The sequence below is a fragment of the Cupriavidus taiwanensis genome (assembly GCF_900250115.1).
In the GTDB taxonomy this organism is placed as follows: Bacteria; Pseudomonadota; Gammaproteobacteria; order Burkholderiales; family Burkholderiaceae; genus Cupriavidus; species Cupriavidus taiwanensis_B.
The window spans coordinates 1,792,312-1,818,579 of record NZ_LT984804.1; the positions used below are offsets into that span (position 1 = coordinate 1,792,312).

General features: G+C 68.8%; 19 protein-coding genes and 1 pseudogene. 10 read left to right on the plus strand and 10 right to left on the minus strand.

Annotated features, from left to right (window positions below; genetic code table 11):
• The first annotated feature begins 7 nt into the window (after positions 1-7).
• Positions 8-939: pseudogene (locus CBM2586_RS24815) on the plus strand (LysR substrate-binding domain-containing protein).
• Here the strand turns inward: CBM2586_RS24815 and CBM2586_RS24820 are convergent.
• The 5 genes from CBM2586_RS24820 to CBM2586_RS24840 all read right to left on the minus strand — a co-directional run bounded on the left by CBM2586_RS24820 (position 908) and on the right by CBM2586_RS24840 (position 10,406).
• Positions 908-1,195 carry a DUF2917 domain-containing protein gene (locus CBM2586_RS24820; RefSeq protein ID WP_115664099.1) on the minus strand — a complete coding sequence of 96 codons (288 nt, stop codon included), beginning with the start codon at positions 1,193-1,195 and terminating at the stop codon, positions 908-910. The pseudogene CBM2586_RS24815 and the gene CBM2586_RS24820 sit on opposite strands and share 32 nt — an antisense overlap.
• A gap of 98 nt (positions 1,196-1,293) precedes the next feature.
• Complete coding sequence (locus CBM2586_RS24825; protein ID WP_115690422.1) at positions 1,294-2,634, minus strand: TolC family outer membrane protein; 1,341 nt, start codon at positions 2,632-2,634, stop codon at positions 1,294-1,296.
• Positions 2,635-2,816: 182 nt separating this feature from the next.
• Positions 2,817-6,737 carry a beta strand repeat-containing protein gene (locus CBM2586_RS24830; RefSeq protein ID WP_115690424.1) on the minus strand — a complete coding sequence of 1,307 codons (3,921 nt, stop codon included), beginning with the start codon at positions 6,735-6,737 and terminating at the stop codon, positions 2,817-2,819.
• Between the two features lie 89 nt (positions 6,738-6,826).
• Positions 6,827-8,209 (minus strand): HlyD family type I secretion periplasmic adaptor subunit, encoded by a 1,383-nt coding sequence (locus tag CBM2586_RS24835; protein ID WP_115690426.1) that lies wholly within the window; start codon positions 8,207-8,209, stop codon positions 6,827-6,829.
• Positions 8,193-10,406: a type I secretion system permease/ATPase gene (locus CBM2586_RS24840; RefSeq protein WP_115690428.1), complete on the minus strand. Its 2,214-nt coding sequence runs from the start codon at positions 10,404-10,406 to the stop codon at positions 8,193-8,195. Before CBM2586_RS24840 ends, CBM2586_RS24835 begins: the two co-directional genes overlap by 17 nt.
• A 374-nt stretch (positions 10,407-10,780) precedes the next feature.
• On the opposite strand from CBM2586_RS24840, the gene CBM2586_RS24845 reads away from it, so the two are divergent.
• Positions 10,781-11,722, plus strand: coding sequence for an amino acid ABC transporter substrate-binding protein (locus CBM2586_RS24845; RefSeq protein WP_115690430.1), 942 nt, complete (start codon positions 10,781-10,783; stop codon positions 11,720-11,722).
• Positions 11,723-11,907: 185 nt separating this feature from the next.
• Positions 11,908-12,231 (plus strand): amino acid ABC transporter permease, encoded by a 324-nt coding sequence (locus CBM2586_RS24850; protein WP_115664093.1) that lies wholly within the window; start codon positions 11,908-11,910, stop codon positions 12,229-12,231.
• A gap of 81 nt (positions 12,232-12,312) precedes the next feature.
• Here the strand turns inward: CBM2586_RS24850 and CBM2586_RS24855 are convergent, their stop codons facing one another.
• Positions 12,313-13,224 (minus strand): hypothetical protein, encoded by a 912-nt coding sequence (locus CBM2586_RS24855; protein ID WP_115664092.1) that lies wholly within the window; start codon positions 13,222-13,224, stop codon positions 12,313-12,315.
• A 454-nt stretch (positions 13,225-13,678) separates the two neighbouring features.
• Between CBM2586_RS24855 and CBM2586_RS24860 the strand changes: the two genes are divergently transcribed.
• From CBM2586_RS24860 to CBM2586_RS24890, 7 genes are read left to right on the plus strand one after another with little or no spacing between them, the layout of a single operon-like run.
• Entirely contained in the window at positions 13,679-15,412 is a 1,734-nt protein-coding gene (locus CBM2586_RS24860) for a glycosyltransferase family 39 protein (protein WP_115690432.1), read from the plus strand.
• Positions 15,413-15,430: 18 nt separating this feature from the next.
• Positions 15,431-15,802 (plus strand): EamA family transporter, encoded by a 372-nt coding sequence (locus CBM2586_RS24865; RefSeq protein ID WP_012356262.1) that lies wholly within the window; start codon positions 15,431-15,433, stop codon positions 15,800-15,802.
• 52 nt (positions 15,803-15,854) lie between these two features.
• Positions 15,855-17,027, plus strand: a complete 1,173-nt coding sequence (locus CBM2586_RS24870; RefSeq protein ID WP_115690434.1) for a DegT/DnrJ/EryC1/StrS family aminotransferase — start codon at positions 15,855-15,857, stop codon at positions 17,025-17,027.
• Positions 17,024-17,998 (plus strand): glycosyltransferase, encoded by a 975-nt coding sequence (locus CBM2586_RS24875; RefSeq protein WP_373426692.1) that lies wholly within the window; start codon positions 17,024-17,026, stop codon positions 17,996-17,998. Before CBM2586_RS24870 ends, CBM2586_RS24875 begins: the two co-directional genes overlap by 4 nt.
• Positions 17,998-18,951, plus strand: coding sequence for a formyltransferase (locus CBM2586_RS24880; protein WP_115690436.1), 954 nt, complete (start codon positions 17,998-18,000; stop codon positions 18,949-18,951). The genes CBM2586_RS24875 and CBM2586_RS24880 overlap by 1 nt, the downstream gene beginning before the upstream one ends.
• On the plus strand, positions 18,948-20,000 hold the full coding sequence (locus CBM2586_RS24885) for a bifunctional UDP-4-keto-pentose/UDP-xylose synthase (RefSeq protein WP_115690438.1): 1,053 nt from the start codon (positions 18,948-18,950) through the stop codon (positions 19,998-20,000). The genes CBM2586_RS24880 and CBM2586_RS24885 overlap by 4 nt, the downstream gene beginning before the upstream one ends.
• 12 nt (positions 20,001-20,012) lie before the next feature.
• Positions 20,013-20,912: a polysaccharide deacetylase family protein gene (locus CBM2586_RS24890; protein WP_115664087.1), complete on the plus strand. Its 900-nt coding sequence runs from the start codon at positions 20,013-20,015 to the stop codon at positions 20,910-20,912.
• A 64-nt stretch (positions 20,913-20,976) separates the two neighbouring features.
• Here the strand turns inward: CBM2586_RS24890 and CBM2586_RS24895 are convergent, their stop codons facing one another.
• From CBM2586_RS24895 to CBM2586_RS24910, 4 genes are all read right to left on the minus strand, one after another.
• Entirely contained in the window at positions 20,977-23,088 is a 2,112-nt protein-coding gene (locus CBM2586_RS24895) for a heavy metal translocating P-type ATPase (protein ID WP_373424269.1), read from the minus strand.
• A gap of 352 nt (positions 23,089-23,440) precedes the next feature.
• Complete coding sequence (locus tag CBM2586_RS24900; protein ID WP_115691465.1) at positions 23,441-23,851, minus strand: VOC family protein; 411 nt, start codon at positions 23,849-23,851, stop codon at positions 23,441-23,443.
• Between the two features lie 114 nt (positions 23,852-23,965).
• Positions 23,966-25,435 (minus strand): heavy metal sensor histidine kinase, encoded by a 1,470-nt coding sequence (locus CBM2586_RS24905; protein ID WP_115690442.1) that lies wholly within the window; start codon positions 25,433-25,435, stop codon positions 23,966-23,968.
• A complete protein-coding gene (locus CBM2586_RS24910) occupies positions 25,432-26,121 on the minus strand; it encodes a heavy metal response regulator transcription factor (RefSeq protein WP_012356271.1) in 690 nt (229 codons plus the stop codon). Before CBM2586_RS24910 ends, CBM2586_RS24905 begins: the two co-directional genes overlap by 4 nt.
• Positions 26,122-26,268: the final 147 nt, after the last annotated feature.

Sequence of the window (26,268 nt, forward strand, 5' to 3'; positions counted from 1 at the left end):
CCACTGCATGTCCACCCCGCTGGTTCGCCTGTTTTCGCTCGACTTGCTCAAGGGCTTCGTCGCCGTCGGCCGGCGCATGAGCATTACGCTGGCAGCCGACGACCTGTGCCTGACCCAGTCGGCGGTAAGCCGCCAGATCCATGCGCTGGAGGCGCAGCTGAAGGTGCAGCTGTTCGTGCGCAAGCATCGCGGCGTCGCCTTCACCGCCGAGGGCGAGCGCCTGTTCCGCAGCGCCGACAGCGCGCTGCAGCAGCTGCAGGATGTGGTGGCCGAGGTGCGCCGCAGCGAGGGCCGGCAGCCGGTCACCGTCACCGCCAGCATCGGCGTGACCGGCCTGTGGCTGCTGCCGCGGCTGGGCAGCCTGCAGAAAGCCCATCCGCACCTGGATGTGCGCCTGTCAGCCAGCAACCGTATCAGTGACCTGCGTGAGGAGGGGATCGACCTCGCGGTGCGCTATTGCCGCGACGCCGCGGCGCCACCCGATGCCGTGCGCCTGTTCGGCGAGCACATCGCCCCGATCGCGCATCCGTCGCTGCTGGCGGCGCTCGCGCCGCACAGCGATGCGCTGCTGCAGCTGCCGCTGCTGGAATTCGACGATCCGCGCCCGTGGCTGCAATGGCGCGGCTGGCTGGGCCCGCGCGACCTCCGTCAGGCCAGCCAGCGCGGCATGCTTCGCTTCAATCAGTATGACCAGGTCATCCAGGCGGCACTGGCGGGCAAGGGGTTGCGCTGGGACGGCTCGAACTGGTGCGGCCGCTGGTCGACGGTGGCCAGCTGGCGCTGGTGCCGACCGCGCGGCAAGCGCCGCCAAGCCCGAATGCGTACTGGCTGATCCAGGCCGCCGCGCTGCCGCGCGCCGACGTCAAGCGCGTGGCGCAGTGGATCTGCCAGGAAGCGGCGCACACCGTCATGACGCCCGCGCGCCCCGCAGCCAGCTGAGCCGCAGCGGCCCGACCCGGCGCGGTGGCGCTTCGATCCGGCACAGCGCCGGGCCGGCGCCATGCAGCGCGGCGACAAAGACCTCGGCGTCGGCTTGCAGCCGATGGCGCTGGCCCGGCGCCAGCACCACATCAGGCGACGGCCGTCCCGGCGCCTCGAAGGTGAGCCACAGGTTGCCGCCGCGGCAGACCAGTTCCGTGCCGGCGCGCAGCCGCAGGCCGAGGCATTCCGCTTCGAGGGAAAAAGTGCATGACATGAAAGGCTCCGGTTGGCCTTTCCATTGTGCGGTTCGCCATCGGGCCCTGCCATGAGCAATGCGCCGCCCCGGCATACACGGGCGGCATGCCAGCCTGGCTAGCGCTGTCCCGCACGCATCCCCAGCTGGACCAGCGCCTCGCTGGGCGGGGCCACGTCCAGCGCGGCCAGCAGCAGCCCCATGCCGGCCAGGATGCGGTACTGGCTGGCCAGTTCGGTGTACTGGCCGGTCACGTAAGCGGTGCGCGCGCTGAAGTATTCATTCTCGGCATTGAGCAGGTCCAGCAGACTGCGCTGGCCGATGCGGAACTGGCGGCCGTAGCTGACACGCGTGGCATCGCTCGCCTGCACATACTGCTGCAGGCTTCCCAGCCGCTCCTGAGCGGTGCGATAGGCGTTGTAGGCCAGCGAAACGCTCTCCTGCACCTGCCGGCGCAGCCGCTCCAGGTTCTGCTCGGCTTCCTGGATCTGGAAGCCGGCCTCGTTGATGCGCGCCTTGTCGGCGTTGCCGCGGAACAGGTTGTAGCGCACGCGCAGCATCACCCTGCGCTCGTCGGTCGTGCCCAGCACGCGATCGCGGTCGCGCCCGGCGCCGAGTTCCAGGTCCAGTTTCGGCCACAGGGCCGAGCGTGCCAGCGAGCGCGCGGCCTCGGCTTCGGCAATGTCGGCCTGGCCCGCGCCCAGTGCGGGATGGCTGGCACTGGCCACCTGCTGCGCTTCCTGCTCGCTCGCGGGTAGCACCCCGGTGAGCGAGCCGGGACGGGACAAGCGCTGCGGCGCCGCCCCGACCACCCGCACGAACGCCGCCACGGCATCCTGCAGCGCACCTTCCTCGGCGCGCAAACTGGCCTGCGCCAGCGCCAGCCGGCTCTCGGCCTGGAACAGGTCGGCGCGGCGCAGTACGCCGTTGTCGACGCCGAGCCGGATCTGGTCATGAATATGCTGGTGTGCCTGGAGGTTGGCCACGCCGATCGCCACCGTTTCCTGGCGGCGCAGCACCTCCACATACACCCCCACGGTGCGCAGCGCGATGTCCTCGGCAGTGGCGCCGACCCGATAGGCCGCGCCGTCGATCCTTGCGCCCTGGCGCTCGACGTCGCTGCTGACTGCGAAGCCGTCGAACAGCATCTGCGTGATGGTGACGTCGGCGGCATGGCGCGCATATGAGGAATCCGACACACCCATCGCGCGCGAACTCTGGCTGTCCAGGCGCACCTGGCCACCGGCGCCGCTGACATCGACGCGCGGCAGGTAACCGGCGCGCGCCTGCTTCAGCCCCTCGTCGGCCGCCAGGCGGCGGCTGCCCGCCGCCAGCACTTCGGGATTGCTGCGCACGGCATGCTCCACCGCCTGCGGCAACGCCTGTGCTGCCGCAGCCTGCGGAAACAGCATCGCTGCCCATAGCAGTGCGGGTGCCAGCCAGCACCATGTCATCTTCATGCTTCCCCCTGCCCGGGTTCACCGCGTCCGCGCGCTGCGCGCGGCGGACGCGGTTGCCCAGCCTGCTTCTTATGGTTATATGCCCTGCCGGCAGCGATGCCGCCGTCCTGCATTGCCGCCTGGCCGCGGCCTCCTCCCCTGCCCTGTCTTTTGCGCGGCTCCGCCGGTTCTCCGGGACCCCGTCAGACCATGTGGATATTGCCGTTGCTCAACAGGGTATTCAGGTCAAGCCCCACCATGCCCTGCAGCACGGCGACATCCTGGAACCCGGTGGCGGTGCCGGTACCGTCGCGGTCCAGGCTGACCACGGTATTGCCATCGACTTCCGCCAGCCGCACGAACTGCGCGACGTTGTCGCCGGTGACGCTGGCGCCCGACAGCAGGTCGGACAGGTCCAGCACATCGCCGCCGCTGGCCGCGGGCGCCAGGTTGAAGTCAGTGATCGTGTCGACCGAGGCGGAATCGGCGCGCATGAAGCGGAAGGTGTCGCTGCCATCACCGCCGGCCAGTGTGTCCGAGCCGGCGCCGCCGCTGAGCAGGTCATTGCCGGCAGCGCCTGCCAGCAGGTCATTGCCGTCGCCGCCACGCAGCACGTCGTTGCCGGCGGAACCCGCTATCGTGTCGTTGAACGCCGAACCGACCACGCCTTCCATCCTGGTGTAGCTGTCGGTGCCCAGATTGACGGCGCCGAGGTTGACCGCAGTCACACCGCTGCCCTGCACCAGCGTGAAGTCGATCGCGCCGGCCGCGTCGGAGAAATCCAGCAGGTCGATGCCGGCGCCGCCATCGATGTTGTCATTGCCGGCGCCGCCGCGCAGGATGTCGTTGGCACCGCTGCCGGTGAGGGAGTCATTGAAGCGCGAACCGATCACCCCTTCCATGTTGCTGTAGGTATCGCTGCCGAGGCCCACGCCGGACAGGTTGACCAGTGTGTTGCTGCCCTGCGTCAGCGTAAAGCTCAACCCGCCGTTGGCATCCGAAAGATCCAGCATGTCGATGCCGGCGCCGCCGTCGAGCGTATCGTCGCCGCCGGCCCCGCGCAGGACGTCATCGCCGGCGCCGCCGCGCAGCGTGTCGCTCGCGGCCCCGCCGATCAACACATCGCCGGTGGCAGCGCCCGTCAGCGTGTCGCTGTTGCTGCCGCCATCGAGATAGGAGGCCTGGTAGCTCTGCCCCGCCAGCGACACCGTGGCCGCGCCATTGGTAGACGAGACATTGACTGTCACGGTAGCCGTGCTGGTGCCGCCTGCGCCATCGGCAACGGTATAGCTGAAGCTGCCCGTGGCCGCGTTGCCGGAGTCGAACATGATGTAGCTGTTATTGCTTCCCGGCGCGAATCTCAGGTTGCTGACGGCTCCGCTAGCCCCGCCCAGACCGGTGATGGAAAGCGCCAGGCCGTCGACGTCGACGTCATTGCCGAGCAAGGCACTGACCGGTATCAGGATGCCGCTGGTGTTGTTCGAGACATGGACCACATCCGCGGTGGCGATCGGAGCGTCATTGACCGGACTGAGGGTGATCGCCACCGAATCGGTGTCGGTGGCTGCGCCGTCGCTGGTCTGCATCTGCAGCAAGGCCCCGCCGGCATAATCCCTGTCGCCGGTAAATTGCAGGCCATCGAGCGCGGCATTGATGTCCGCGTCGCTGCCGGTGAAGGTCATGGTGCCGTCCGCGCTGCCGTCACCCGCAAGGAACTGCAGTCCCGTCGTGCCGTTCAGCGTGATGGTGCCGGCGCTTGCCGTCAGGGTCACCGTGTGGCTGGTGCCGTCCACGTCGGAGACGCTGAGCGCATTGCCGGAGGCAGTGCCGAATACCAGCGGCGTGTCTTCGTTGACGGACTGGGCCACCGGAACACTGTTGACGACGGCGTCGTTGGTGCCCGCGATATTGACCTTGATTTCCTGGCTTGTGCTGAGATCCGCCGAATGCACGGTCAGCGAATCGCTGACCAGCTGCCCGGCCGTCAGCGCGTCAGCCTTGTTGTTATCGAGCGTGTAGGTCCACGCGCCGGTGTCGCTGTCGAAGGTGAACGTGCCGTATTGGCCGACCAGGCTTTCCGGCGCCACCGCGGCAAAGCGAGCCTGGCCGGCATCGACATCACTGACCGTCAGCGTACCGCTGGCCGCGGCGTCGCCGGCCGTGCCGTTGGCCACGCCGCCGGCTTCGGTCACCGCCGTGTCTTCGCTGGTCGAGGCGGTGATGGTCGCCGCGTCGTTGCTGCCGGTGATGTTGACGGTGATGGTCTGCTGCGCAGTCTGGTCGGCCGACGTCACCGTCAAGGAATCGCTGACCAGCTGACCCGCCGTCAGCGTGTCCGCCTTGCTGTTATCCAACGTGTAGGTCCATGCTCCGGTCGCGCTGTCGAAGGTGAACGTGCCGTACTGGCCGACCAGGCTTTCCGTCGCCACCGCGGCAAAGCGAGCCTGGCCGGCGTCGACATCGCTGACCGTCAGCGTGCCGCCGGCAGTGTTGTCTCCTGCAACAGCGTTCGCCACACCGCCGGCTTCGGTCACCGCCGTGTCCTCGCTCGTCGACGCGGTAATGGTCGCCGCATCGTTGCTGCCCGTGATATTGACCGTGATGGTCTGCTGCGCGGTCAGGTCGCTCGATGACACCATCAAGGCGTCGGTGACCTGTTGCCCGGCGGTCAGTGCGTCGGCCTTGCCGTTATCCAGCGTGTAGGTCCAGGCTCCGGTCGTGCTGTCGAAGGTGAAGGTGCCGTACTGGCCGACCAGATTCTCCGGCGCCACCGCGGCAAAGTGCGCTTCGCCGGCGTCGACATCACTGACGGTCAGCGTGCCGCCGGCCGACGTGTCGCCCGCCGTCGCGTTCGCCACACCGCCCGCCTCGGTCACCAACGTGTCTTCGCTCGTCGACGCGGAAATCGTCGCCACATCGTTGGCCCCGTTGATCCGGATGCTCAGCGTCGATGCGGCCGATGCCTGGCCGTCTGTCACGCTATAGCCGAACGAGTCATCGACATGCTCGCCGAGGCGCAGCGACTGGATCTGCGGATTGCCGTTGTCCAGGGTATAGCTGTAGCTGCCGTCGGCGTGGATCTGCAGTGTGCCGTACTGGCCGACATAGGTGCCGGGACTGGCCACCGCCAGCACATTGCCGGCATCGACATCGCTGTCATTGGACAGTACGTTGCCGCTAATCGGATTGGGTTGGTTGTCTTCGCCGATGGCGTTGGCATCGGCCGCGGCGATAGGGGCGTGGTTGTCGTAGCCGGCGAAATCGGACTTGGCCAGGTCATGCAGGCCGTCAAGCCGGATCACCATTTCCGCCGTGGCGGGATTGCCGTCGACATCCACGTAGACATAGGTGTTGCCGCCGGACTGCTGGTGCCAGGCGCCATGGGCCGTCGGCGTCAGGCCGCCCCACTGGAAACCGGTGTCGCCCAGCACGGGGCGCAGGTCCAGCCGGTCGGTGCCGCGCTGGAAGTCGGTGATGACATCCATCCCCGCCGCGGTGGAATCGGACACGGCGTGGTAGACAAAGGTGTCGCGGCCGGCGCCGCCGCCGAGCATGTCGCCGCCGCCCCCGCCGGCGATCGTGTCGTTGCCGCCTTCGCCGAAGATGGTGTCCCTGCCGTTGCCGCCGGCAATGATGTCATCGCCACCGACGAACGCGCCGTCGCCGTTGTCGCCGTAGATCAGGTCGTCGCCATTGCCACCCTGGATGCGGTCGTTGCCTGGCTGGGCCGACCCATGGCCGGGCCCGAGCAGGTAGTCGGCATAGCTGTCGTAGCCGTCGCCGTAGAGCGTATCGCCGCCGTTGTCGCCGGAGTAGAGCGTCGACGCGCCGTCGGCGCTGCCGATCACGTCGTCGCCGCTGCCGCCATAGACCGCGTCGGTGCCGTTGCCGCCGGACAAGATGTCGTTGCCGCGCCCGCCGAACAGGCGGTCTTTGCCATTGGCGCCGAGCAGCGTGTCGTCGCCGGCGCCCCCCTCGACGATATCGTCGCCATTGCCGGCATCGACATAGTCGCTGCCATCGCCGGCGCTGACATAGTCGCTGCCGTTGCCGCTGAGGATGGTGTCGCTGCTTGCGGTGCCGGTGAGGGTGTCGCTGCCGTTGGTGCCAGTCAGGGTTGCCATGATGGTTTCTCTCTCCGTCCTGAATGCAGGCCTCGCGGCCATGCCTTGCTTGTTATCGTTGCGAAAGACTCGCGCCCCAACCGCGGGTCCTACCGTTCACGGAACGCCATGTCGCGGGTCTTGATGATGGGCTTGAGCAGGTAATGGAGCACCGTCTTCCGGCCCGTCAAGACATCCACCGTGGCGACCATGCCGGGCAGGATGGGAACCTGCACGGCGCTTCCGGCGGGCCGGTTGTCGCGGGTGCGCACGCGCACCAGGTAGTAGCTTTCCGGCCGCTCCCCGGGGCGCTCCGGCGTGAGCGTATCGGCGCTGATATGTTCGACGGTGCCGGCAAAGCCGCCATAGATGGAGAAGTCGTAGGCCGACAGCTTGACCACGGCGGGCTGCCCTGGCCGCAGGAAGGCGATGTCGGCGGGACGCACGCGCGCCTCGACCAGCAGGGTGTCCTCCAGCGGCACGATCTCCACCAGGTCCATGCCGGGCTGGACCACGCCTCCTACGGTATTGACCTTGAGCTGCTTGACGATCCCGGCCAGCGGCGCCCGCACCATGGTGCGATCGACCCGGTCCTGCAAGGCGGTGTTGGTCGCGCTCAGCGCCGCCTGCTCCGCCTTGGCCTGGTTGAGCTCGCGCATGGCCTCGGCGCGAAAATGCGCGCTCGCCTCATCGAGCTTCTGCTGGCTCTCGCGATAGGCCGCTTCCAGGCGCGGCATCGCCAGCCGCGAGGCATCGAGCTCGCCCTTCAGGTCATTGGTCTGCCGCTCCAGCCGCAGCACATCGACATCGGAGACCACGCCCTGCGCCACCATCGGCCGCATCATCGCCAGTTCCTGCGCCACCAGGCGGTGGCTTTGACGCAGTTGCTGCTCGCGCGAGCGCTTTTCGGCCAGTTCCTGCCGGCGCTGCTCAGACTGCTGGCGCAGCACCGCGAGGTTCGCTTCCAGCGCTTGCTTGCGCGAGGCGTACAGCGAGCGTTCCTCGGCCATGAAACGGCGGGATTCGTCATCGCCGTGCGCGCTGGCGAAGAAGTCCGTGCCGGCGGCCTCGGCGCTCAGGCGCGCGATGCGTGCCACCAGCGCGTCGTCCTTGGTGCGGCCCTCCTGGTACGAGGCGGTGAAGCGCGTATCGTCGATGCGCATCAGCGGCTGGTCCTTGCTGACGACCTGCCCGGGCCGCACCATGATCTGCGCCACGATGCCGCCCTCGAGGTTCTGCACCACCTGCACCTGGCTGGAGGGGATCACCTTGCCCTCGCCCACGGTCACCTCATTCACCTGCGCCAGTGCCGCCCAGGCCAGCGCCATGGCGACAAAAACCACCGCGCACCACAGTATCCAGTGCGTGAACCAGCGTGGCGCCGACAGCGCCGCCGCGTCGCGCGCATCCATGAAGGCGGTGTCGTCCGCGTGCGGCCGCAGCGCGTCGGCCAGGCGGCGCGCCAGCGTGCGTGGCTCAGGCCGAGGCGACATGGAGCTTCCTCCCCGCGAGCGCGTCCAGCACTTCGGCCTTCGGCCCATCCGCCACCACGCGTCCCTGGTCCATCACGATCAGCCGGTCGACCAGGCTCAGCAGCGAACCACGGTGGGTCACCAGCAGCAGCGTGCGCTCGCCCAGCGCCGCCGCAAGGCGCGCCTTGAACTGCTCTTCGGTGCGGTTGTCCATGGCACTGCTGGGCTCGTCGAGCAGCAGGACGGGCGGCTGCAACAGCTCGGCCCGAGCGATGGCGATGGCTTGCCGCTGCCCGCCCGACAGCCCCTCGCCGCGCTCGCCCAGGCGCAGCTCATAGCCCTCCGGCAGGCGGTCGATGAAGTCGCTGACGCCACCGAGGCGCGCCGCGCGCAACACCGCGGCGTCGGCGGCATAGGGCGCGCCCATCACGATGTTGTCGCGCACGGTGCCGCTGAACAGCATCACGTCTTGCGGCACATAGCCGATGTCGCGCCGCAGCGCCGAGGGATCGAGCTGGCGCAGCTCGGCACCGTCGACCAGCACCGAGCCGGCATCCGGCGCATACAGTCCCAGGATCAGCTTTTCGATGGTGGTCTTGCCCGAGCCGATGCGGCCGATCAGCCCGACCCGCTCGCCACTGGCAATGCGGAATGACACACCGTCGAGCGCCGCACCGTCGCGGCCGGGATAGCGGAAACTGACGCCGCGGAATTCAATCTCGCCGCGCAGCGGCGGGCGGTGCAGGAAATGCTTGCCAGGCGGGCGCTCGACCGGCAGCGCCATGACCCGGTCGAGGCCGGCCAGCGCCGTGCGCGCCTGGTGGTAGCGCGTGGTCAGGCCGGCCATCTGCGACAGCGGCGCCAGCGCACGTCCGGCCAGCAGGGTGCAGGCAATCAGGCCGCCCATGGTGAGACGGTCGTCGGCAATCTGGTAGACGCCGATGACCACCACCGCCAGAGTGGCGGCCTGCTGGGCGAATAGCGCGGCGTTGATGACGCAAGCCGACAGCCAGCGCGAGCGCAGCCCGAGCCTGGCCATCTGTCCGACTACCTGCTCCCACTGGCGCTGGGCGGCGCCTTCCGCGCCGGCGGTCTTGATCGCCTCGAGGCCCACCAGCGTCTCCACCAGCGCCGCCTGGCGCTGCGCCGCGCAGGCGCTGCTGGCCCGCACCGCGCGCGACAGCGGTCGCTGCAGCGCCAGGCTCAGGCCCAGCACCACCGGCACCGCCAGCAGCGGCACCCATGCAAGCGGGCCGCCCACCCAGAACATCGCGGCGATGAAGACCGCGGCGAAGGGCAGGTCGATCAGCGTGGTGATCGTGGCCGACGTCAGGAAATCGCGCACCGACTCGAACTCCTGCAGCTGGCTGCTGAGGCTGCCGATCGAGGCGGGCCGTGACTTCATCTCGATGCCCAGGACTTTTTCGAACACGCTGGCGGATACCGTCACGTCGATGCGCCGGCCCGCCACGTCGACAAAGTAGCCGCGCAGCATGCGCATCGCGAATTCGAACAGCAGCACCAGGCCGACACCGACGGCCAGCGCCCACAGCGTTTCCAGCGCATGATTCGGCACCACGCGGTCATAGACGTTCATGGTGAACAGCGGCATGACCAGCGCGAACACGCTCAACAGCAGCGAAGCCACCAATACCTCGCCATAAACCGGCCACGACTGCTGCATCACGCCCCAGAACCAGGCTTGCGGCGAGGCATGCGGGCCATCATCGGGCGCGGCATGGGAAGCTGGCGGCACGGCCTCGGCTCGGTACGCGGGGCGGGCAAAGATGGCGAGCCCGGTGTGGCGCGCCAGCAGTTCCTCGCCCCGCACCGCCTGTTCGCCGTCGCCGTATTCGGGCATGACCACCACCAGCATGCCGTCATCGCCACGTCGCAGCAGCAAGCACGCCTGATCCTGGTCGAGCAGCAGGATCGCGGGCAACACCCGGTCAGGGATCTCGTCGGGCTTGCGCCGCACCAGCCGCGCGGACAGGCCGGCGCGCGCCGCCGCGCGCGCGAACAGCGCCGGGCTCAGGCGATGGGATTCCAGCGGCAGGCCCGCTACCACCGACTCGGCGGAAGCCGGATGCCGGAAGTGCCGTGCCAGCCAGAGCAGGCAGTCCAGCAGCGCATCGTCGGGACGCGCATGGCCGGACCGGCCGTGCATGGCCGTGCCGGCATGCGTGGCTGCGCGCACGGGCGTGGCGGCTGCGTGCATGGTGCGGCCCGTCCGCTAGCGGGCCTGCGGACCAGGCCGTTGCAGCACGATGGCGCGTGCCGCCACCCTCCTGCCGCGCCCGCGCTTGCTTGCTGCCATAGTGACCCCCGTGCCATCGCTGTGACGTTTTTTGCAAGCGTAGGCCAGCAAGGGTGGCGAGCCCATCGGTCAAATGGCGCAACCGACGCCTCGACGGTGCCGGTATGCCTCATCCGTTTGGCGTTTCACGATTGCAACCGGGGCGGAAACCCACGCGCTGGCCAGCCGTTGCGGCGGGAATTTGCTTATGACGACAATGTCCTTCGCCTTGTCCTTGCTGGGGTATACCCTAGCGTCTTTGCCGCATTGCCGGCCGCTTCCCGGTTTCTCTTCGCATGTCTGTCCTTGCCTTGCCCGTTTCGATCCGCATTGCCCGTGTCCGCCGCCCGCTCGCGGTCATCGCCCTCGCCCTGGCCACCGGCGCCGCCGCCATGCTGGCCCCGGCTGCCGCCCGCGCCCAGAGCCCGGTGCTCGACAAGATCCGCGACGCCGGCACCATCGTGCTGGGCTACCGCGAATCCGCGCTGCCGTTCTCGTTTGCCGACGACAAGGGCCAGCCCGCCGGGTATGCCGTCGACCTGTGCCTGCGCGCCGCCGAGGCGGCGCGCCAGAAGCTGGGCCTGAAGGACCTGAAGGTGCGCTGGATGCCGCTGACGCCGCAGAACCGCATCCCGGCGGTGGCGAACGGGCTGGTCGACCTCGATTGCGCGCCCAACACCAACTCGCTCGAGCGCCAGAAGCAGGTTGCGTTCAGCGTCTCGCACTATGTGTCGACGGTGCGCATGCTGGTCCGCGCCGATTCGGGCATCCGCTCGTTCGGCGACCTGCGCGGCAAGACCGTGGTCACCAGCGCGGGCTCGACCGGCGACCGCCACGTGCGCCGCTTCAAGGGCCAGTATGGCTATCACGACGTCTATGCCAAGGACCACGGCGAATCGTTCCTGCTGCTGGAATCGGGCCGGGCCCAGGCCTTCGTGATGGACGACGTACTGCTGGCCGGCCTGCGCGCGCGCGCCAAGGATCCTTCGCAATACGTCATCGTGGGTCCGGCGCTGTCCGTCGAGCAGAACGCGCTGATGCTGCCCAAGGCCGATCCGGAATGGAAGCGCCTGGTGGACCAGACCCTGGCCGCAACCTTTGCCGGCCCCGAGGTCACGGCGCTGCAGCAGCGCTGGTTCCAGCAGCCCATCGGCAGCCGCGGCATCAACCTGGCGCTGGCGCCTTCGGGCGAGGTGCGCGCGGCCTGGAAGCATCCGTCCGACGCGGTCACCGAATAAGGCGTGCCGCGGCGCCATGCGCAATCGGGCCGGCGCCGCAATTCAGGGTTTCCATGAGGTTGCCGCGCCGGGCAAGCCCCAAGTTGACAGTCGTGAACGATGTTGGCGACACTGGCCCGAGCCATCCCTGTACCGGGCAGGCCATAGACACGACCGCCCGACGGCGGCATATCTCAGGAGAAACCATGAACAAGTTCGTCGCGACCGCGATCGCACTCTGCCTTGGCGCCGCATCGCTGGCCGTGCAGGCACAGACCGGCGGCAAGCAGCAGTTCGATCCGTATTCCCAGGGTGCCAAGGCGGGCGAGAAGTTCGACCCGTACAGCCAGGGGGCCAAGGCCGGCGACAAGTTCGATCCGTACAGCCAGGGCGCGAACAAGAGCACCCGCACCGACCTGGCCGACCCCTCCGCGCCGGCGGCCGACAAGAAGCCGGCCAAGCAAGGCACCAAGAAAAAGAACGACAAGAGCAGCAAGAAGAAAGCCACCCCCGCTCCGGCCGCCAGCTGAACCACGGCTGCTACCGGAGACAAGAAAACCCGCCACGGCGGGTTTTCTTGTCTCCATGCGGGCGAGCTGGCATGGCGCCGGCTACGGCGCCTGCGTATCGCGCTCCAGCGCGGTGACATCGACGCGCTGCACCTTGTCGTCCTGGCGCACCTCGGTGCGCAGCACGAAGGCCTCGGCCGGGCAGTACCAGTCGGTGACGTGCATCACGGTGGGCTCGACCTGCACCAGTTCGCCACCGATCATCAGCGGCCCCAGCGAGGTGCGCTTGTCATAGGAAATCGGCTGGCATTCCTTGCGCCCCATCAGGGTGTCGATCATCTGCAGCCTGCCCACGTGGCGCGAGCCGATATGGATGGTCGCACGCTGAGCGTCCATGGTGCTGACCGCTTCATCGGAGCCCAGCGGATAGACCTTCAGCGAAACGCTCGAGCGAAACACTTCTCCCTCCAGCGTGGTGCCTTCGCGCAGGTCCAGGCCGGCGTAGTTGAACACCCCCTTGCCGCGGAACGCCGCCTCGCCATACATGCGGGCATAGCGGGCGCGCGCGTTGATGACCGCATGCTGGCTTTCGATGCTGGTCTGCGCCTCGGGCGCACTGCGCTCGATCACCACCTCGTGGACCTGGTTGGTAATCACCGGCGGCCCCATCAGCGCGGACAGCGCCGACTTGGAATTGACCTCGAGCTGAGCGCGGCATCCGGTCGGGCTACGCTGAACCTCGCGCAGGGTCATGCGGATCGACATCGGCATCACGCCGTCGCCTTCCATCTGCACATGCGACCCGGAGCGGAACCACGGCGCATTGCACAGCACCGCGGCGGCGGCGGCCTGCACCTGGCTGGCCGCGGCCTGGGCGATACCGCCGGTGCCGGGCAGCACCGCCATGCCCTGCGCGCCGGCGGGTTGGGGGGATAGCCCCACAAATAGCGCCACGAACGTCGCCGCGCACGCCACCAGGCCGGCCTGCCGGATTTGCTGAACCTCTGTCTTCACATCGCGCCCCGTTCTGGATTGTCCCGCCCCGCATTCAGCGCCCGCCTGGCTGGCACCTGCGCAAATGGCTATCGGAATTATCGCGTTTTTGTTGCGCATGTAAGTGGTCATTTCACGCCGGCACGGGTCTAACCGGCATGCCGACAAGGATGCCGGTGCCAACCTTGCGTTCACCAGGTCTTATATGCCTTGTACAATACATTTGACGCTCACCGGCGCTGTCGCCACTCCCGGCATCCGTTCGGAGTGACTTGATCGCCGTGCTACCATTGCGCGCCTCGCGTATGCCTGCGCTTGTGGCGTCCCAGGCGCCTGGCGGTCACGGCGCCCGCAGCGCGCCGGCGCGGACCTTCCGGTCCGCTGTCCACCGCCGGCGCCGGTTCTGCGTTGTGATGGCTTCCCCGCCGCCGCGCGTCGCCCGAGCCCCCGTCCGTCGCGCTTTTCCAGGAGATCCATGCGTAGTTCATCGACCTCGCGGTTTGCCGCCGCGCCGTCCATCGGAGCCGCCGCAAGTACCGTCATGCTGGTTGGCCTGCTGATCCTGCTGGTCTGGTTCGGTACCCTGGACATGCGCCACCTGCTGCGCTCCGATGAAGGCCGCTACGCCGAGATTGCCCGCGAGATGGTCGCCACCGGCGACTGGGTCACGATCCGCTACCACGAACTCAAGTATTTCGAGAAGCCGCCCTTCCACATGTGGGTGACGGCGCTGGCCTACACCCTGTTTGGCGTCGGCGACTGGCAGGCACGCCTGTGCGTGGCGTTGTCCGGCATGCTCGGCATCGGCGTGTCGATGCTGGCCGCGGCGCGCTGGTACGGTTGCCGCGTGGCGATGCTGACCGGCCTGGTGCTGGTGTCGACGCCGATGTGGAATGTCGCCGGGCACTTCAATTCGCTGGACATGACACTGTCCGCAGCCATGGCGTGCGTGCTCGCCTGCATGCTGCTGGCGCAGCATCCCGCGGCCACGCCGGCCGCGCGGCGCAACTGGATGCTGGCGTGCTGGGCGGCCATGGGTGTAGCGGTGCTGGTCAAGGGACTGGTCGGCCTGGCCTTGCCGGGCCTGGTGCTGGTGGTCTATACGCTGGCGACGCGTGACTGGAAGCTGTGGGGCCGCCTGCATCTGCCGGCTGGCATCGCGGTGCTGCTGGCGGTCACGGTGCCGTGGTTCTGGCTGATGTCCGAACGCAACCCGGAGTTCCTGCGCTTCTTCTTTATCCACGAGCACTGGCAGCGCTACACCTCCAGCGTGCATCACCGCGAGGGCGCGCTCTGGTTCTTCGTGCCGCTGCTGCTGGCCGGCTTCCTGCCGTGGCTGGGCCTGGTGCTGCAGATGTGGCAGGCGGTGCGGGAGCGCGCCGGAGTGGCGCGCGGCAATGCGCCGCGCCCGTTCCAGCCGGCGCTGCTGGCCGGGCTGTGGGCGGTGGCGATCTTCGTTTTCTTCAGCCTGTCCGGCTCCAAGCTGCCCGGCTATATCGTGCCGGTCTTCCCGGCGCTGGCTTTGCTTGCCGGCGTAGCTTTGGACACCACCACGGAACGCACGTGGCGCCGGCAGGTCAATGCCATGGTCGCGCTCGGCGTGATCGGGCTGATCGCGATGCCGTTCGTCGGCATGATGGAAAAACCGGGCACGCCCAACGCGGTGTATCGTGAATTCGCCGCATGGCTCGCCATCGCCTTTGCCGTGATGCTGGGTGGCGCGCTGCTGGCACGCCGGCTGCTGCGCACGCGCGGCGTGTTCCCCAGCGTGGTGGCCTATGCGCTGGCCATGTTCCTGTGCGCCACGATCGGACTGCGTGCCCACGAAGCAATGGGCAGGCCGAGCTCGGGCGCGGACCTGGTGCCTGCGATCAACGCCGTGCTGGCGCCCGACATGCCGCTGTACAGCGTGCGGCTGCTGGACCACACGCTGCCGTTTTACCTGCGCCGCACCACGATCCTCGTCGAGCATCCGGACGAACTCGAGTTCGGCATCAGGCAGGAACCGCAGAAGTGGATCCCGAGCCTCGACCAGTTCCTCGCGCGCTGGCAGGACGGCCAGCGCGCGGTGGCGATCATGGCGCCGCAGACCTACGCCGCGCTGGCCGCGCGCGGCGTGCCGATGCACAAGATCGCCGGTGACCGCCGGCGCGTGGCCGTCGCCAATTTCGCTCTGCCCGGACAGCCAGCACGGACGCCAGCACCGTAATCCGCCAACCGCCTTGCCATGACGCTTTCCACCTTTGCTTTCATCCTGACCGGCGTGCTGCTCAATGCGGCGGCGCAGCTGCTGCTCAAGGCCGGCGTCAACGCCGTCGGCGCCATCACGCTCGACCGTGGCACGCTGCTGGTGACGGCGCTGCGCGTGCTGACGCAATGGCCGGTGCTGGCCGGGCTGACGCTGTACGTGGTCAGCGTGGGGGTCTGGATCGTGGGCCTGTCGCGCGTCGATGTGTCGATCGCCTATCCGATGCTGTCGCTGGGCTACGTGGTCAATGCGCTCGCGGCCTGGTGGCTGTTCGGCGAGATCATCGGCCCCTTGCGCGTGGCCGGCATCCTGCTGATACTGGCGGGCGTATTCCTGATCGCCCGCTCCTGAAGGCTGTCCGCGCCTTCGCCTGGCCTGACCGCCGCTGCCTCCTTCACTTGCCATGACCGCCTCCGCTTCCGCCTTCCTGCCGTTTGTGCGGCCCGAGATCGACGCCGCCGCCATTGCCGAGGTCGGCAAGGTACTGGCCTCGGGCTGGATTACCTCCGGACCGAAGATGCAGGCCTTCGAGGCCGCGCTGTCCGACCTGTTCGGCGGGCGCCAGGTGCGCACCTTCGCCAACGGCTCGGCGACCATGGAGATCGCGCTGCGCATCGCCGATATCGGCCCCGGCGACGAGGTCATCACCACGCCGGTCACGTGGGTCGCCACCGCCAACGTGGTGGTGGCCGTGGGAGCCAGGCCGGTGTTCGTCGACATCGACCCGCGCACGCGCAACCTGGATCTCGACGCGGTCGAGGCCGCCATCTCGCCGCGCACGCGCGCCATCATGCCGGTCTACCTGTCCGGCCTGCCGGTCGACATGGAGCGCCTGTACGCGATCGCCGCCAGGCACGGGCTGCGCGTGATCGAAGACGCGGCCCAGGCGATCGACTCGCGCTGGCGCGGCCAGCGCATCGGCGCCTTCGGCGACCTGGTCAGCTTCAGCTTCCAGGCCAACAAGAACATCACCACCATCGAAGGCGGCTGCCTGGTGATGAACACGCCCGAAGAAGCCGTGCGCGCCGAGCGCCTGCGCCTGCAGGGCGTGATCCGCACCGGCATGGACGGCATGGATGTCGAAGAGCCGGGCGGCAAGTTCAACCTGACCGATGTCAACGCCGCCGTTGGCCTGGCCCAGCTGGAGCGGCTCGACGCCATCACCGCGCGCCGCGCCGAACTGGCCGACGCCTACTTCCGCTGCGCCGCCGACAGCGGCCTGCAGGCCCTCGGCATCGAGCTGCCGCCGCCGCTGGACCCGCAATCCGCCACCACCAACTGGCACATGTTCCAGGTGGTGCTGCCGACCGACCGCATGCAGGGCGGCCCGGCACAGGCGCGGCACAAGCTCATGGAAGCCATGCGCGAGCGCGGCATCGGCACCGGCGTGCACTACCCGCCGGTCCATCTTTTCACTTACTACCGCTCACTCGGCTGGCGCGAAGGCATGCTGCCGCACGCCGAGCGCATCGGGCGCGGCATCGTCACGCTGCCGTTGTTCCCGGCGATGCAAGCCTCGGACGTGGAGCGGGTCTGCGCAATCCTCAGCGAAACATGCAAACGTCTTTCCCAATGAGCCCGGTCCAGGTCTCGGTCGTCATTCCGGTCTACAACGAAGAAGACGGGCTGCAAGCCCTGTTCGATCGCCTCTATCCGGCGCTGGATGGCCTCGGCGAAAGCTACGAGATCATCTTCATCAACGACGGCAGCGTCGACCGCTCGGCGCAGATGCTGGCGGCGCAGTTCCACAAGCGCCCGGACGTGACCCGGGTGGTGCTGTTCAATGGCAATTTCGGCCAGCACATGGCGATCCTGGCGGGCTTCGAGCACACCCGCGGCAAGATCGTGATCACGCTGGACGCCGACCTGCAGAATCCCCCCGAGGAGATTCCGCGCCTGGTCGAGACCATGCGCGCCGGCCACGACTACGTCGGCACCATCCGCCGCCAGCGCAACGACACCGCGTTCCGCCGCTATGCCTCGCGCGCGATGAACCGGCTGCGCGAGCGCATCACCAAGATCCGCATGACGGACCAGGGCTGCATGCTGCGCGCCTATGACCGCGCCGTGATCGACACCATCAACGCGTGCCGCGAGGTCAATACCTTTATTCCGGCGCTGGCGTACACCTTTGCCTCGAACCCGGTCGAGATCGAAGTCGGGCACGAGCAGCGCCACGCGGGCGAATCGAAGTACTCGCTGTACCAGCTGATCCGCCTGAATTTTGACCTCGTCACCGGCTTCTCGATCGTGCCGCTGCAGTGGTTCTCGGCCATCGGCACGATCCTGTCGCTGTTCTCCGGCGTACTGTTCCTGGTGCTGCTGGTGCGCCGCTTCGTGATGGGGTCGGAAGTGCAGGGTGTGTTCACCCTGTTCGCCATGAACTTCTTCCTGATCGGCATCCTGCTGTTCGGCGTGGGCCTGCTGGGCGAATACGTCGGCCGCATCTACCAGGAAGTGCGCGACCGACCGCGCTACCGCATCAAGGCCGTGCTCGAGGCCGACCCGGCACGCACTGCACCGGCCCGCACCGGCGTGGAGCCATGATGCGCGCCGTCGTCTTTGCCTACCACAATGTCGGCGACCGCTGCCTGCGCGTGCTGCATGCGCGCGGGGTGGACGTGGCGCTGGTGATCACGCACCGCGACCGGCCTGACGAGAACATCTGGTTCCGCCGCGTGGCGGATACCGCCACCGAGCTGGGAATCCCGTTCCTCTATGGCGACGATCCCGGCGATCCCGCCCTCGCACAGGCGGTGCGCGACGCGCGCCCGGACGTGATCTTCTCGTTCTATTACCGCGCCATGATCCCCGCCGGCGTGCTGGCGCTGGCGCCGGCAGGAGCGTTCAACATGCACGGCTCGCTGTTGCCGAAATACCGCGGCCGCGTGCCGGTCAACTGGGCCGTGCTGCACGGCGAGACCGAAACCGGCGCTACGCTGCACGTGATGGAAGCCAGGCCGGACGCAGGCGATATCGTCGACCAGACCGCCGTGCCGATCCTGCCCGACGATACCGCCGGCGCCGTGTTCGACAAGGTCACGGTGGCGGCCGAGCAGACGCTGTGGCGCGCCCTGCCCGCGATGATGGCGGGACAGGTGCCGCGCCGCCCCAACCGGCTGGTCGAGGGCAGCTACTACTCGGGGCGCAAGCCCGAGGACGGCCGCATCGACTGGAACCGCCCCGCCGCCGAGGTCTACAACCTGATCCGCGCGGTCGCGCCACCCTATCCCGGCGCCTTCACGGAACTTGGCGGGCAGCGCTTCATCGTGGCGCAGGCACGCCGGCCGCTGGCGGGTCCCGCGCAGCCGATGCCTGGCGCCGCACCAGGCGGCGCGGCAACCGGCCTGCAGGTGCGCGACGGACAGGTCGTCGGCGTGTGCGGCGACGGCGGCCTGGTCATCATCACGCAGCTATTGGCAGCGGACGGCGCCGCCGTCACGCCGCAGGCACTTGCCCGACATCTCCATACCGAACAGTCCAACGAGGGAAACCGATGAAAAAGGTCCTGATTCTCGGCGTCAACGGCTTCATCGGCCACCACCTGACGCGCCGCATCCTGGAAACCACGCCGTGGGAGGTCTACGGCATGGACATGAACACCGATCGCCTGGGCGACCTCGTCGAGCACCCGCGCATGCACTTCTTCGAAGGCGACATCACCATCAACAAGGAGTGGATCGAGTACAACATCCGCAAGTGCGACGTGGTGCTGCCGCTGGTCGCCATCGCCACCCCGGCCACCTACGTGCGCCAGCCGCTGCGCGTGTTCGAGCTGGACTTCGAGGCCAACCTGCCGATCGTGCGCGCCGCGGTCAAGTACGGCAAGCACCTGGTGTTCCCGTCGACCTCCGAGGTCTACGGCATGTGCGGCGACGATGAATTCGACCCCGACGCCTCGCCGCTGGTCTACGGCCCGATCAACAAGCCGCGCTGGATCTACGCCTGCTCCAAGCAGCTGATGGACCGCGTGATCCACGCCTATGGCATGGAGCAAGGCCTGAACTACACGCTGTTCCGCCCCTTCAACTGGATCGGCGCGGGGCTGGACTCGATCTTCGAATCGAAGGAAGGCTCGTCGCGCGTGGTGACGCAGTTCCTCGGCCATATCGTGCGCGGCGAGCCGATCAGGCTGGTCGACGGCGGCGCGCAGCAACGCGCCTTCGCCGACATCGCCGACGGCATCAGCGCGCTGATGCGCATCATCGAGAATCACGGCGGCGTGGCCAGCGGCAAGATCTACAACATCGGCAACCCGGGCAATATCCATTCGGTGCGCGAGCTCGCCGAGATGATGCTGAAGATGGCCGCCGACTACCCGGAATACGCGCAGGAAGCGCGCCACACCCGCATCGTCGAGACCTCGTCGGGCGACTTCTACGGCAAGGGTTACCAGGACGTGCAGCACCGCGTGCCGAAGATCGACAACACCATCGAGGACCTGGGCTGGCGCCCGGAGATCGGCATGGAAGCGGCGCTGCGGCGCATCTTCGAGGCGTACCGGGGCAAGGTGGTCGAGGCCCGCACGCTGGTCGATTCCAGCCACTGAGCGCGCACGCACATGGCACGGATCGCCCTGAAGGTCGACGTCGACACGCTGCGCGGCACGCGCCAGGGCGTGCCGCGGCTGCTGTCGCTGCTGGCGGCCGCGCAGGCACAGGCTACCTTCCTGTTCAGCCTGGGCCCAGACCATACCGGCTGGGCGCTGCGGCGCGTGTTCCGCCCCGGCTTTCTGCGCAAGGTGTCGCGCACCTCGGTGGTGTCGAACTACGGCTTGCGCACGCTGATGTACGGCGTGCTGCTGCCCGGCCCGGATATCGGCCGCAAGGGCGCGGCCGAGATGCGCGCGGCGCGCGCCGCCGGGCATGAATGCGGCATCCACACCTGGGACCACGTCTACTGGCAGGACAATGTGCGCGAGCGCGATGCCGCCTGGACCCGCGACCAGATGCAGCGCGCCTTCGCGCGCTTCCGCGAGATCTTCGGCGCGCCTCCGGTCACGCACGGCGCCGCCGGCTGGCAGATGAACGAGGCCGCGTTCCGCCAGATCGACATCTGGGACATGGCCTACGCGTCCGACGGCCGCGGTACCGCGCCCTATATCCCCACGATCGGCGGCGTGCCCTGTCGCCACGTGCAGATGCCGACCACGCTGCCGACGCTGGACGAGCTGATCGGCACCGACGGCCTGACCGAGGACAACGTGCACACGGCCCTGCTGAAGCTGACCGAAGGCACGCGCGACCATGTGTTCACGCTGCATGCCGAGCTCGAAGGCGGCAAGCTCGCGCCCGTGTTCGAACGGCTGCTGGCGGGCTGGCGTGCGCAGGGGCACGAGCTGGTGTCGATGGGCACGTGGTATCGCGGGCTGGATTGCGCAACGCTGCCGCGCCTGCCGGTGACGTGGGGGGAGATTCCGGGGCGAAGCGGGGAGTTGATCGTGCAGCCCGCACCAGGCTGAAGAGCCGTGCCACCAACCGGGTGTTTGCTCCCATCTCCCGCAAGCGGGAGAGGGGAGCAAACCCTCAGCAATAATCAACGCGCCGAGCCCCCACCCGCAGCCCATTGAACACCACCAGCAGACTCGCCCCCATGTCGGCGAACACTGCCATCCACATCGTCCCCATCCCCAGCACCGTCAGCACCAGGAACACCGCCTTGATGCCCAGCGCCAGCGCGATGTTCTGCCTGAGGATGCTGGCGGTGCGGCGCGACAGCCGGACGAAGGCCGGGATCTTGCGCAGGTCGTCGTCCATCAGCGCCACGTCGGCGGTTTCGATCGCGGTGTCGGTGCCCGCGGCGCCCATGGCGAAGCCGACGTCGGCACGCGCCAGCGCCGGGGCGTCGTTGATGCCGTCGCCGACCATGCCGATGCGGCCGCCGCGGGCATGGGCCGCGTCGGCCAGCTCGGCGATGGCATCGGCCTTGTCCTGCGGCAGCTGATTGCCGCGGGCCTCGTCGATGCCGACCTGCGCCGCGATCGCCTCTGCCGTGTGCGGGTTGTCGCCGGACAGCATCAGCGTCTTGACGCCCAGCGCATGCAGCTCGGCAATCGCCTGGCGGCTGGTGTCGCGCACGGTGTCGGCGACCGCGAACAACGCCAGCGCGGTGGCCGCGCCCCGGCCGTCGACCCGCGCCAGCAGCACCACGGTCTTGCCCTCGCGCTCCAGTGCTTCCAGCCGTGCTTCCAGCGCCGGCGAGCACGCGCCCAGCTCATGCACCAGGCGGTGGTTGCCGAGCCGGTATTCGACGCCCTGCACCGTGCCGCGCGTGCCGCGCCCCGCCAGCGCCTCGAACGCCTCCACCGGCAGCGTGGCGATGCCGTCGGCCTGCGCCGCCGCGGCCACCGCACGCGAGACCGGATGGTCGGAGCGCGCCGCCAGGCTGGCGGCAATGGCGCGCGCGTGCGGCACATCGTCGGCAAGCAGCGCGTGGTCGGTCTGCGCGGGCTTGCCGTGGGTGATGGTGCCGGTCTTGTCCAGCGCCACCCAGGCCAGCTCGCGGCCCTGCTCCAGGTAGACCCCGCCCTTGACCAGGATGCCGCGCCGCGCGGCCGCGGCCAGCCCGCTGACGATGGTGACGGGAGTGGAGATCACCAGCGCGCACGGGCACGCGATCACCAGCAGCACCAGCGCCTTGTAGATCCAGTCCACCCAGCCGCCGCCCGCCAGCAGTGGCGGCACCACCGCCACTGCCAGCGCGATCGCGAACACCGTGGGCGTGTAGATGCGCGCGAACTGGTCGACAAAGCGCTGCGTGGGGGCGCGGCTGCCCTGCGCGGCCTCCACCGCGTGGATGATGCGCGCCAGTGTCGAGTCGCTGGCGGGCGCGCTCACGATGTATTCCAGTTCACCGGACTGGTTGATCGAGCCCGCGTAGAGCGCATCGCCTTCGGCCTTGTCGACCGGCACGCTTTCGCCGGTGATGGGCGCCTGGTCCAGCGCCGACTGTCCGCGCACGACCTTGCCGTCGAGCGCCACGCGCTCGCCCGGGCGCAGCCGCACCAGCGTGCCGACGGCCACCCCGGCGGCCGGCACGGTGTCCCAGCTGCCATCGGCACGCCGCACCGTGGCCCGCTCCGGCGCCATCGCCATCAGGCCGCGGATGGCATTGCGGGCGCGGTCCAGCGACGCCGCCTCGATGCGCTCGGCCAGCGCGAACAGCACCATGACCATCGCCGCTTCCGGCCACTGGCGCAGCAGCAGCGCGCCGGTCACGGCAATGCTCATCAGCGCGTTGATGTTCAGGTTGCCGTTGCGCAGGGCGATCCAGCCCTTGCGGTAGGTGGTAAGCCCGCCCAGCGCCACCGCGGCGAGCGCCAGCACCGCCGGCAGCCACGGCAACCCCAGGCCCAGCCATTCCGTGGCCTCGGCCCCCAGCGCGGCGACACCGGCCAGCGCCAGTGGCCACCACGGCTTGCGCGCGGCGGTTTCGGGCATCACCTGCTGTGCGGCTTCGGCGCTGAGCGGGACCGGCCGCATGCCCAGGCTTTCGATGGCGCGGGCCACCGGCTCCGCCGACGGCAGGGTGTGGTGCACCGTCAGCACGCGCTGGATCAGGTTGAATTCGAGCGCGGCGATGCCGGCCATGCCCCCCAGCTTGTTGCGGATCAGCGTTTCCTCGGTGGGGCAATCCATGGCGTCGATGCGCCAGGCAGCCGTGCTGGCGCCGGCCGGTACCTCGACCGGTGCCGGCGCTGTCAGCGCGACGGTGGAAGCGCACCCGCCGCCGCAACAAGCGGCCGGCGCCGCTTCAGCGGCGTGGGCATGGGCATGGGCGTGGCCGTGGTGACCGTGGTGATGCGCCTGGCAGGCCCCATGCGGCCCATCGTGCTGGACGGCGTGATCGTGTGGAAGAGCGTCTTCAGGTGACGTGCGAGCCATGTCTTGTTGTTCGCGCTGGTTTGACCTGATGACATTGAAGACCCTGTAGTGGCTACAGAGTCAAGCGGCATGGCCGGGGTGATGCCGCCCATGCCGCGGCGGGCCGCTAGTGCTCGCAGTTGACCATCCACGACATGCCGAAGCGGTCCACCAGCATGCCGAAGCCTTCGGCCCAGAAGGTCTTCTGGTACGGCACCACCACCTGGCCGCCTTCGCTCAGGCCATCGAAGATGCGCTGGCCCTGGTCGCGGCTGACCCCGCCCACCGACAGGCTGAAGCCGCTGAATGCCGGACGCTCGCCGGGACGGCCGTCGGAGGCCATTACCTGGTTCTCGCCGATCTGGAGATTGGCGTGCATCACCTTGTCCTTCCAGTCGTCGGGCACCGCCATGCCCGGGTCCTGCGGCGCTTCCTTGTAGCGCATCGCAAACGTGACCTGCGCCCCCAGCACCTTGCCGTAAAAGGCCACCGCCTCGTCGAAGCGGCCGCCGAAGTCCAGATAGGGTTGCACCTGCATGTTGCTCTCCTGGTTGTCCATCGTTGCATGACAGGGAACTGCCGGTCGCGCCGCGGCGACGCGGCCGGCACGCGCGCCATTATCCGCGCGCGCCCGGCCAGTGCAAGAGCGGACTCAGGATACGGCGGCGGGGGCGGCAGGCAGCGGCAGCGGCTCGGCCGGGAACTGCAGCGTGAACACGGTCAGTCCGTCGACGCTGCGCACCGTCACGCCGCCGCCGTGCAGCCGCATGATGGTGTCGACGATGGCCAGCCCCAGCCCGGTCGACGCCGCCGAGTTGCGCCGCGACGGATCGGCGCGGTAGAAGCGGCCGAAGATATGCGGCAGCGTCTCCGGCGGGATCGCCGGACCCGGGTTGCTGACGCGGATGCTGGTGCCCGTGCCCGGGCCCGCAGCCGCACCGGTGCCCGCGGCGGCCGGCGCGCGCGCGACGTCGACCCGCACCGTGCTGCCCGCCGGGGCATGGCGCAGCGCGTTGTCGAGCAGGTTGGTCACGGCGCGCCGCAGCAGCGTCTGGTCGGCCTCTACCGGGGCCGAGCCGGAAACCGTCAGCACGACTTCGCGGTCGGCCGCCACGGCTTCGAAGTACTCGGCCATCTTGTCGAGCTCTTCGCGCGCGTCCAGCGTGCGCACGTCCAGCGCCACCTGCGCATGGTCGGCGCGCGCCAGGAACAGCATGTTCTCGATCATGCGCGCCAGGCGCTCGTATTCCTCCAGGTTGGACTCGAGCAGCGCCTCATACTCGGCGATCTTGCGGCTTTGCGCCAGCGTGACCTGGGTCTGGCCGATCAGGTTGCTGATGGGCGTGCGAAAGTCATGCGCGAGGTCGGCCGAGAACTCGGACAGCCGCGAAAAGCTGTCCTGCAGGCGCGCCAGCATGTCGTTGAGCGCGGCCGCCAGCTCGCGCAGCTCTGCCGGCGCACTGCCCACGTCGAGCCGCGTGGCAAGGCGGCTGGTGGTCACCGCGGCGGCGTCGGCGGCCATGCGCCGCAGCGGCCGCAGCGCGCGCCGCGCCAGCGCAAAGCCCAGCCCGGCCGCCACCGCGGCGCCGCACAGCGTGGCCCACAGCAGCTGGTGGCGATACTCGCGGATCAGCGCCACGCGATAGCCGGCATCGCGCAGCACCACGATCTCCACGGCCTTGTCCGAGTCGCCCAGCTGGCCCAGCGCGGCAATGCCGCGCGAGGGCACGCCGTTCTTTGGCCGCCAGGTCTGCAGCATGCCCTTCTCGGGCTGCGTGGTGGCCGGCAGCACGCGCAGCGGCGGTACGGTCTCGTTGCGCGGGTTCAGCGTCACCAGCGGCTCGCCCTGGCGCGTGCGCACCACCAGGATCAGGCCCTCGTGGCCCATCGCGATATCGGCAAAGCGGTGGGTATCGGCGCGGATCTCGGCTTCGCTGCGCACCTCGCGCAGCAGGTGGCGCACCAGCAGCACCTCGCCCACCAGCTCGCTTTCATCGCGTCCTTCCAGCTGGGCCGAGAGTGCGCTCGACAGGTACGCCGCCACGCTGGCCAGGATCGCCGCGGTGGCCAGCCCGTAGGCCAGCGCCAGCCGCGTGGTGAGCGAAGACGGCAGCCGCATCATGCGTCTTGCACCCGGTCATCGCCGTCGTCCAGCACGTAGCCCATGCCGCGGCGCGTATGGATCAGCTTGCGCGGGAACGGGTCGTCGACCTTGGCGCGCAGGCGCCGGATCGACACGTCGACCACATTGGTGTTGCTGTCGAAATTGACATCCCACACCTGCGAGGCGATCAGCGAGCGCGACAGCACCTCGCCGCGCCGGCGCGCCAGCAGGTACAGCAGCGCGAACTCCTTCGAGGTCAGGTCGATCTTCTGCCCGGCGCGCACCACGCGGCGGCGGATGGCATCGATCTGCAGGTCGGCCACTTCGATGAATTCGCTCTCGCGCAGCGGGCCGCGGCGCAGGATGGTGCGGATGCGCAGCACCAGCTCGGCAAAGGCAAAGGGCTTGACCATGTAGTCGTCGGCGCCGAGCTCGAGGCCCTTGAGGCGGTCCGACAGCTCGTCGCGCGCGGTCAGGAACAGCACCGGCGTGTCGCGCTCGCGGCGCAGTTCGCGCAGCACCTCCCAGCCGTCCAGGCCGGGCAGCATCACGTCCAGCACGATCAGGTCATAAGGATGCTCGCGCGCGTGGGCCAGGCCGTCCGCGCCGTCGCGCGCCAGGTCCACCACGAAGCCGGATTCGGTCAGGCCCTTGTGCAGGTAGTCGCCGGCCTTGGGTTCGTCCTCGACAATCAGGATACGCATGATTCGATCACTTTCGGGCGGCCCCGTGCCGCCATGGCGTAACGCTAGCCGAGGATGGCGGCAAATGGGTAAAGATTGCAGAAATGTCATCGCCATGCCAACGCATTGCCACGGCATGGCCTTGCCAATCCCCGGTAGAATGCGCGC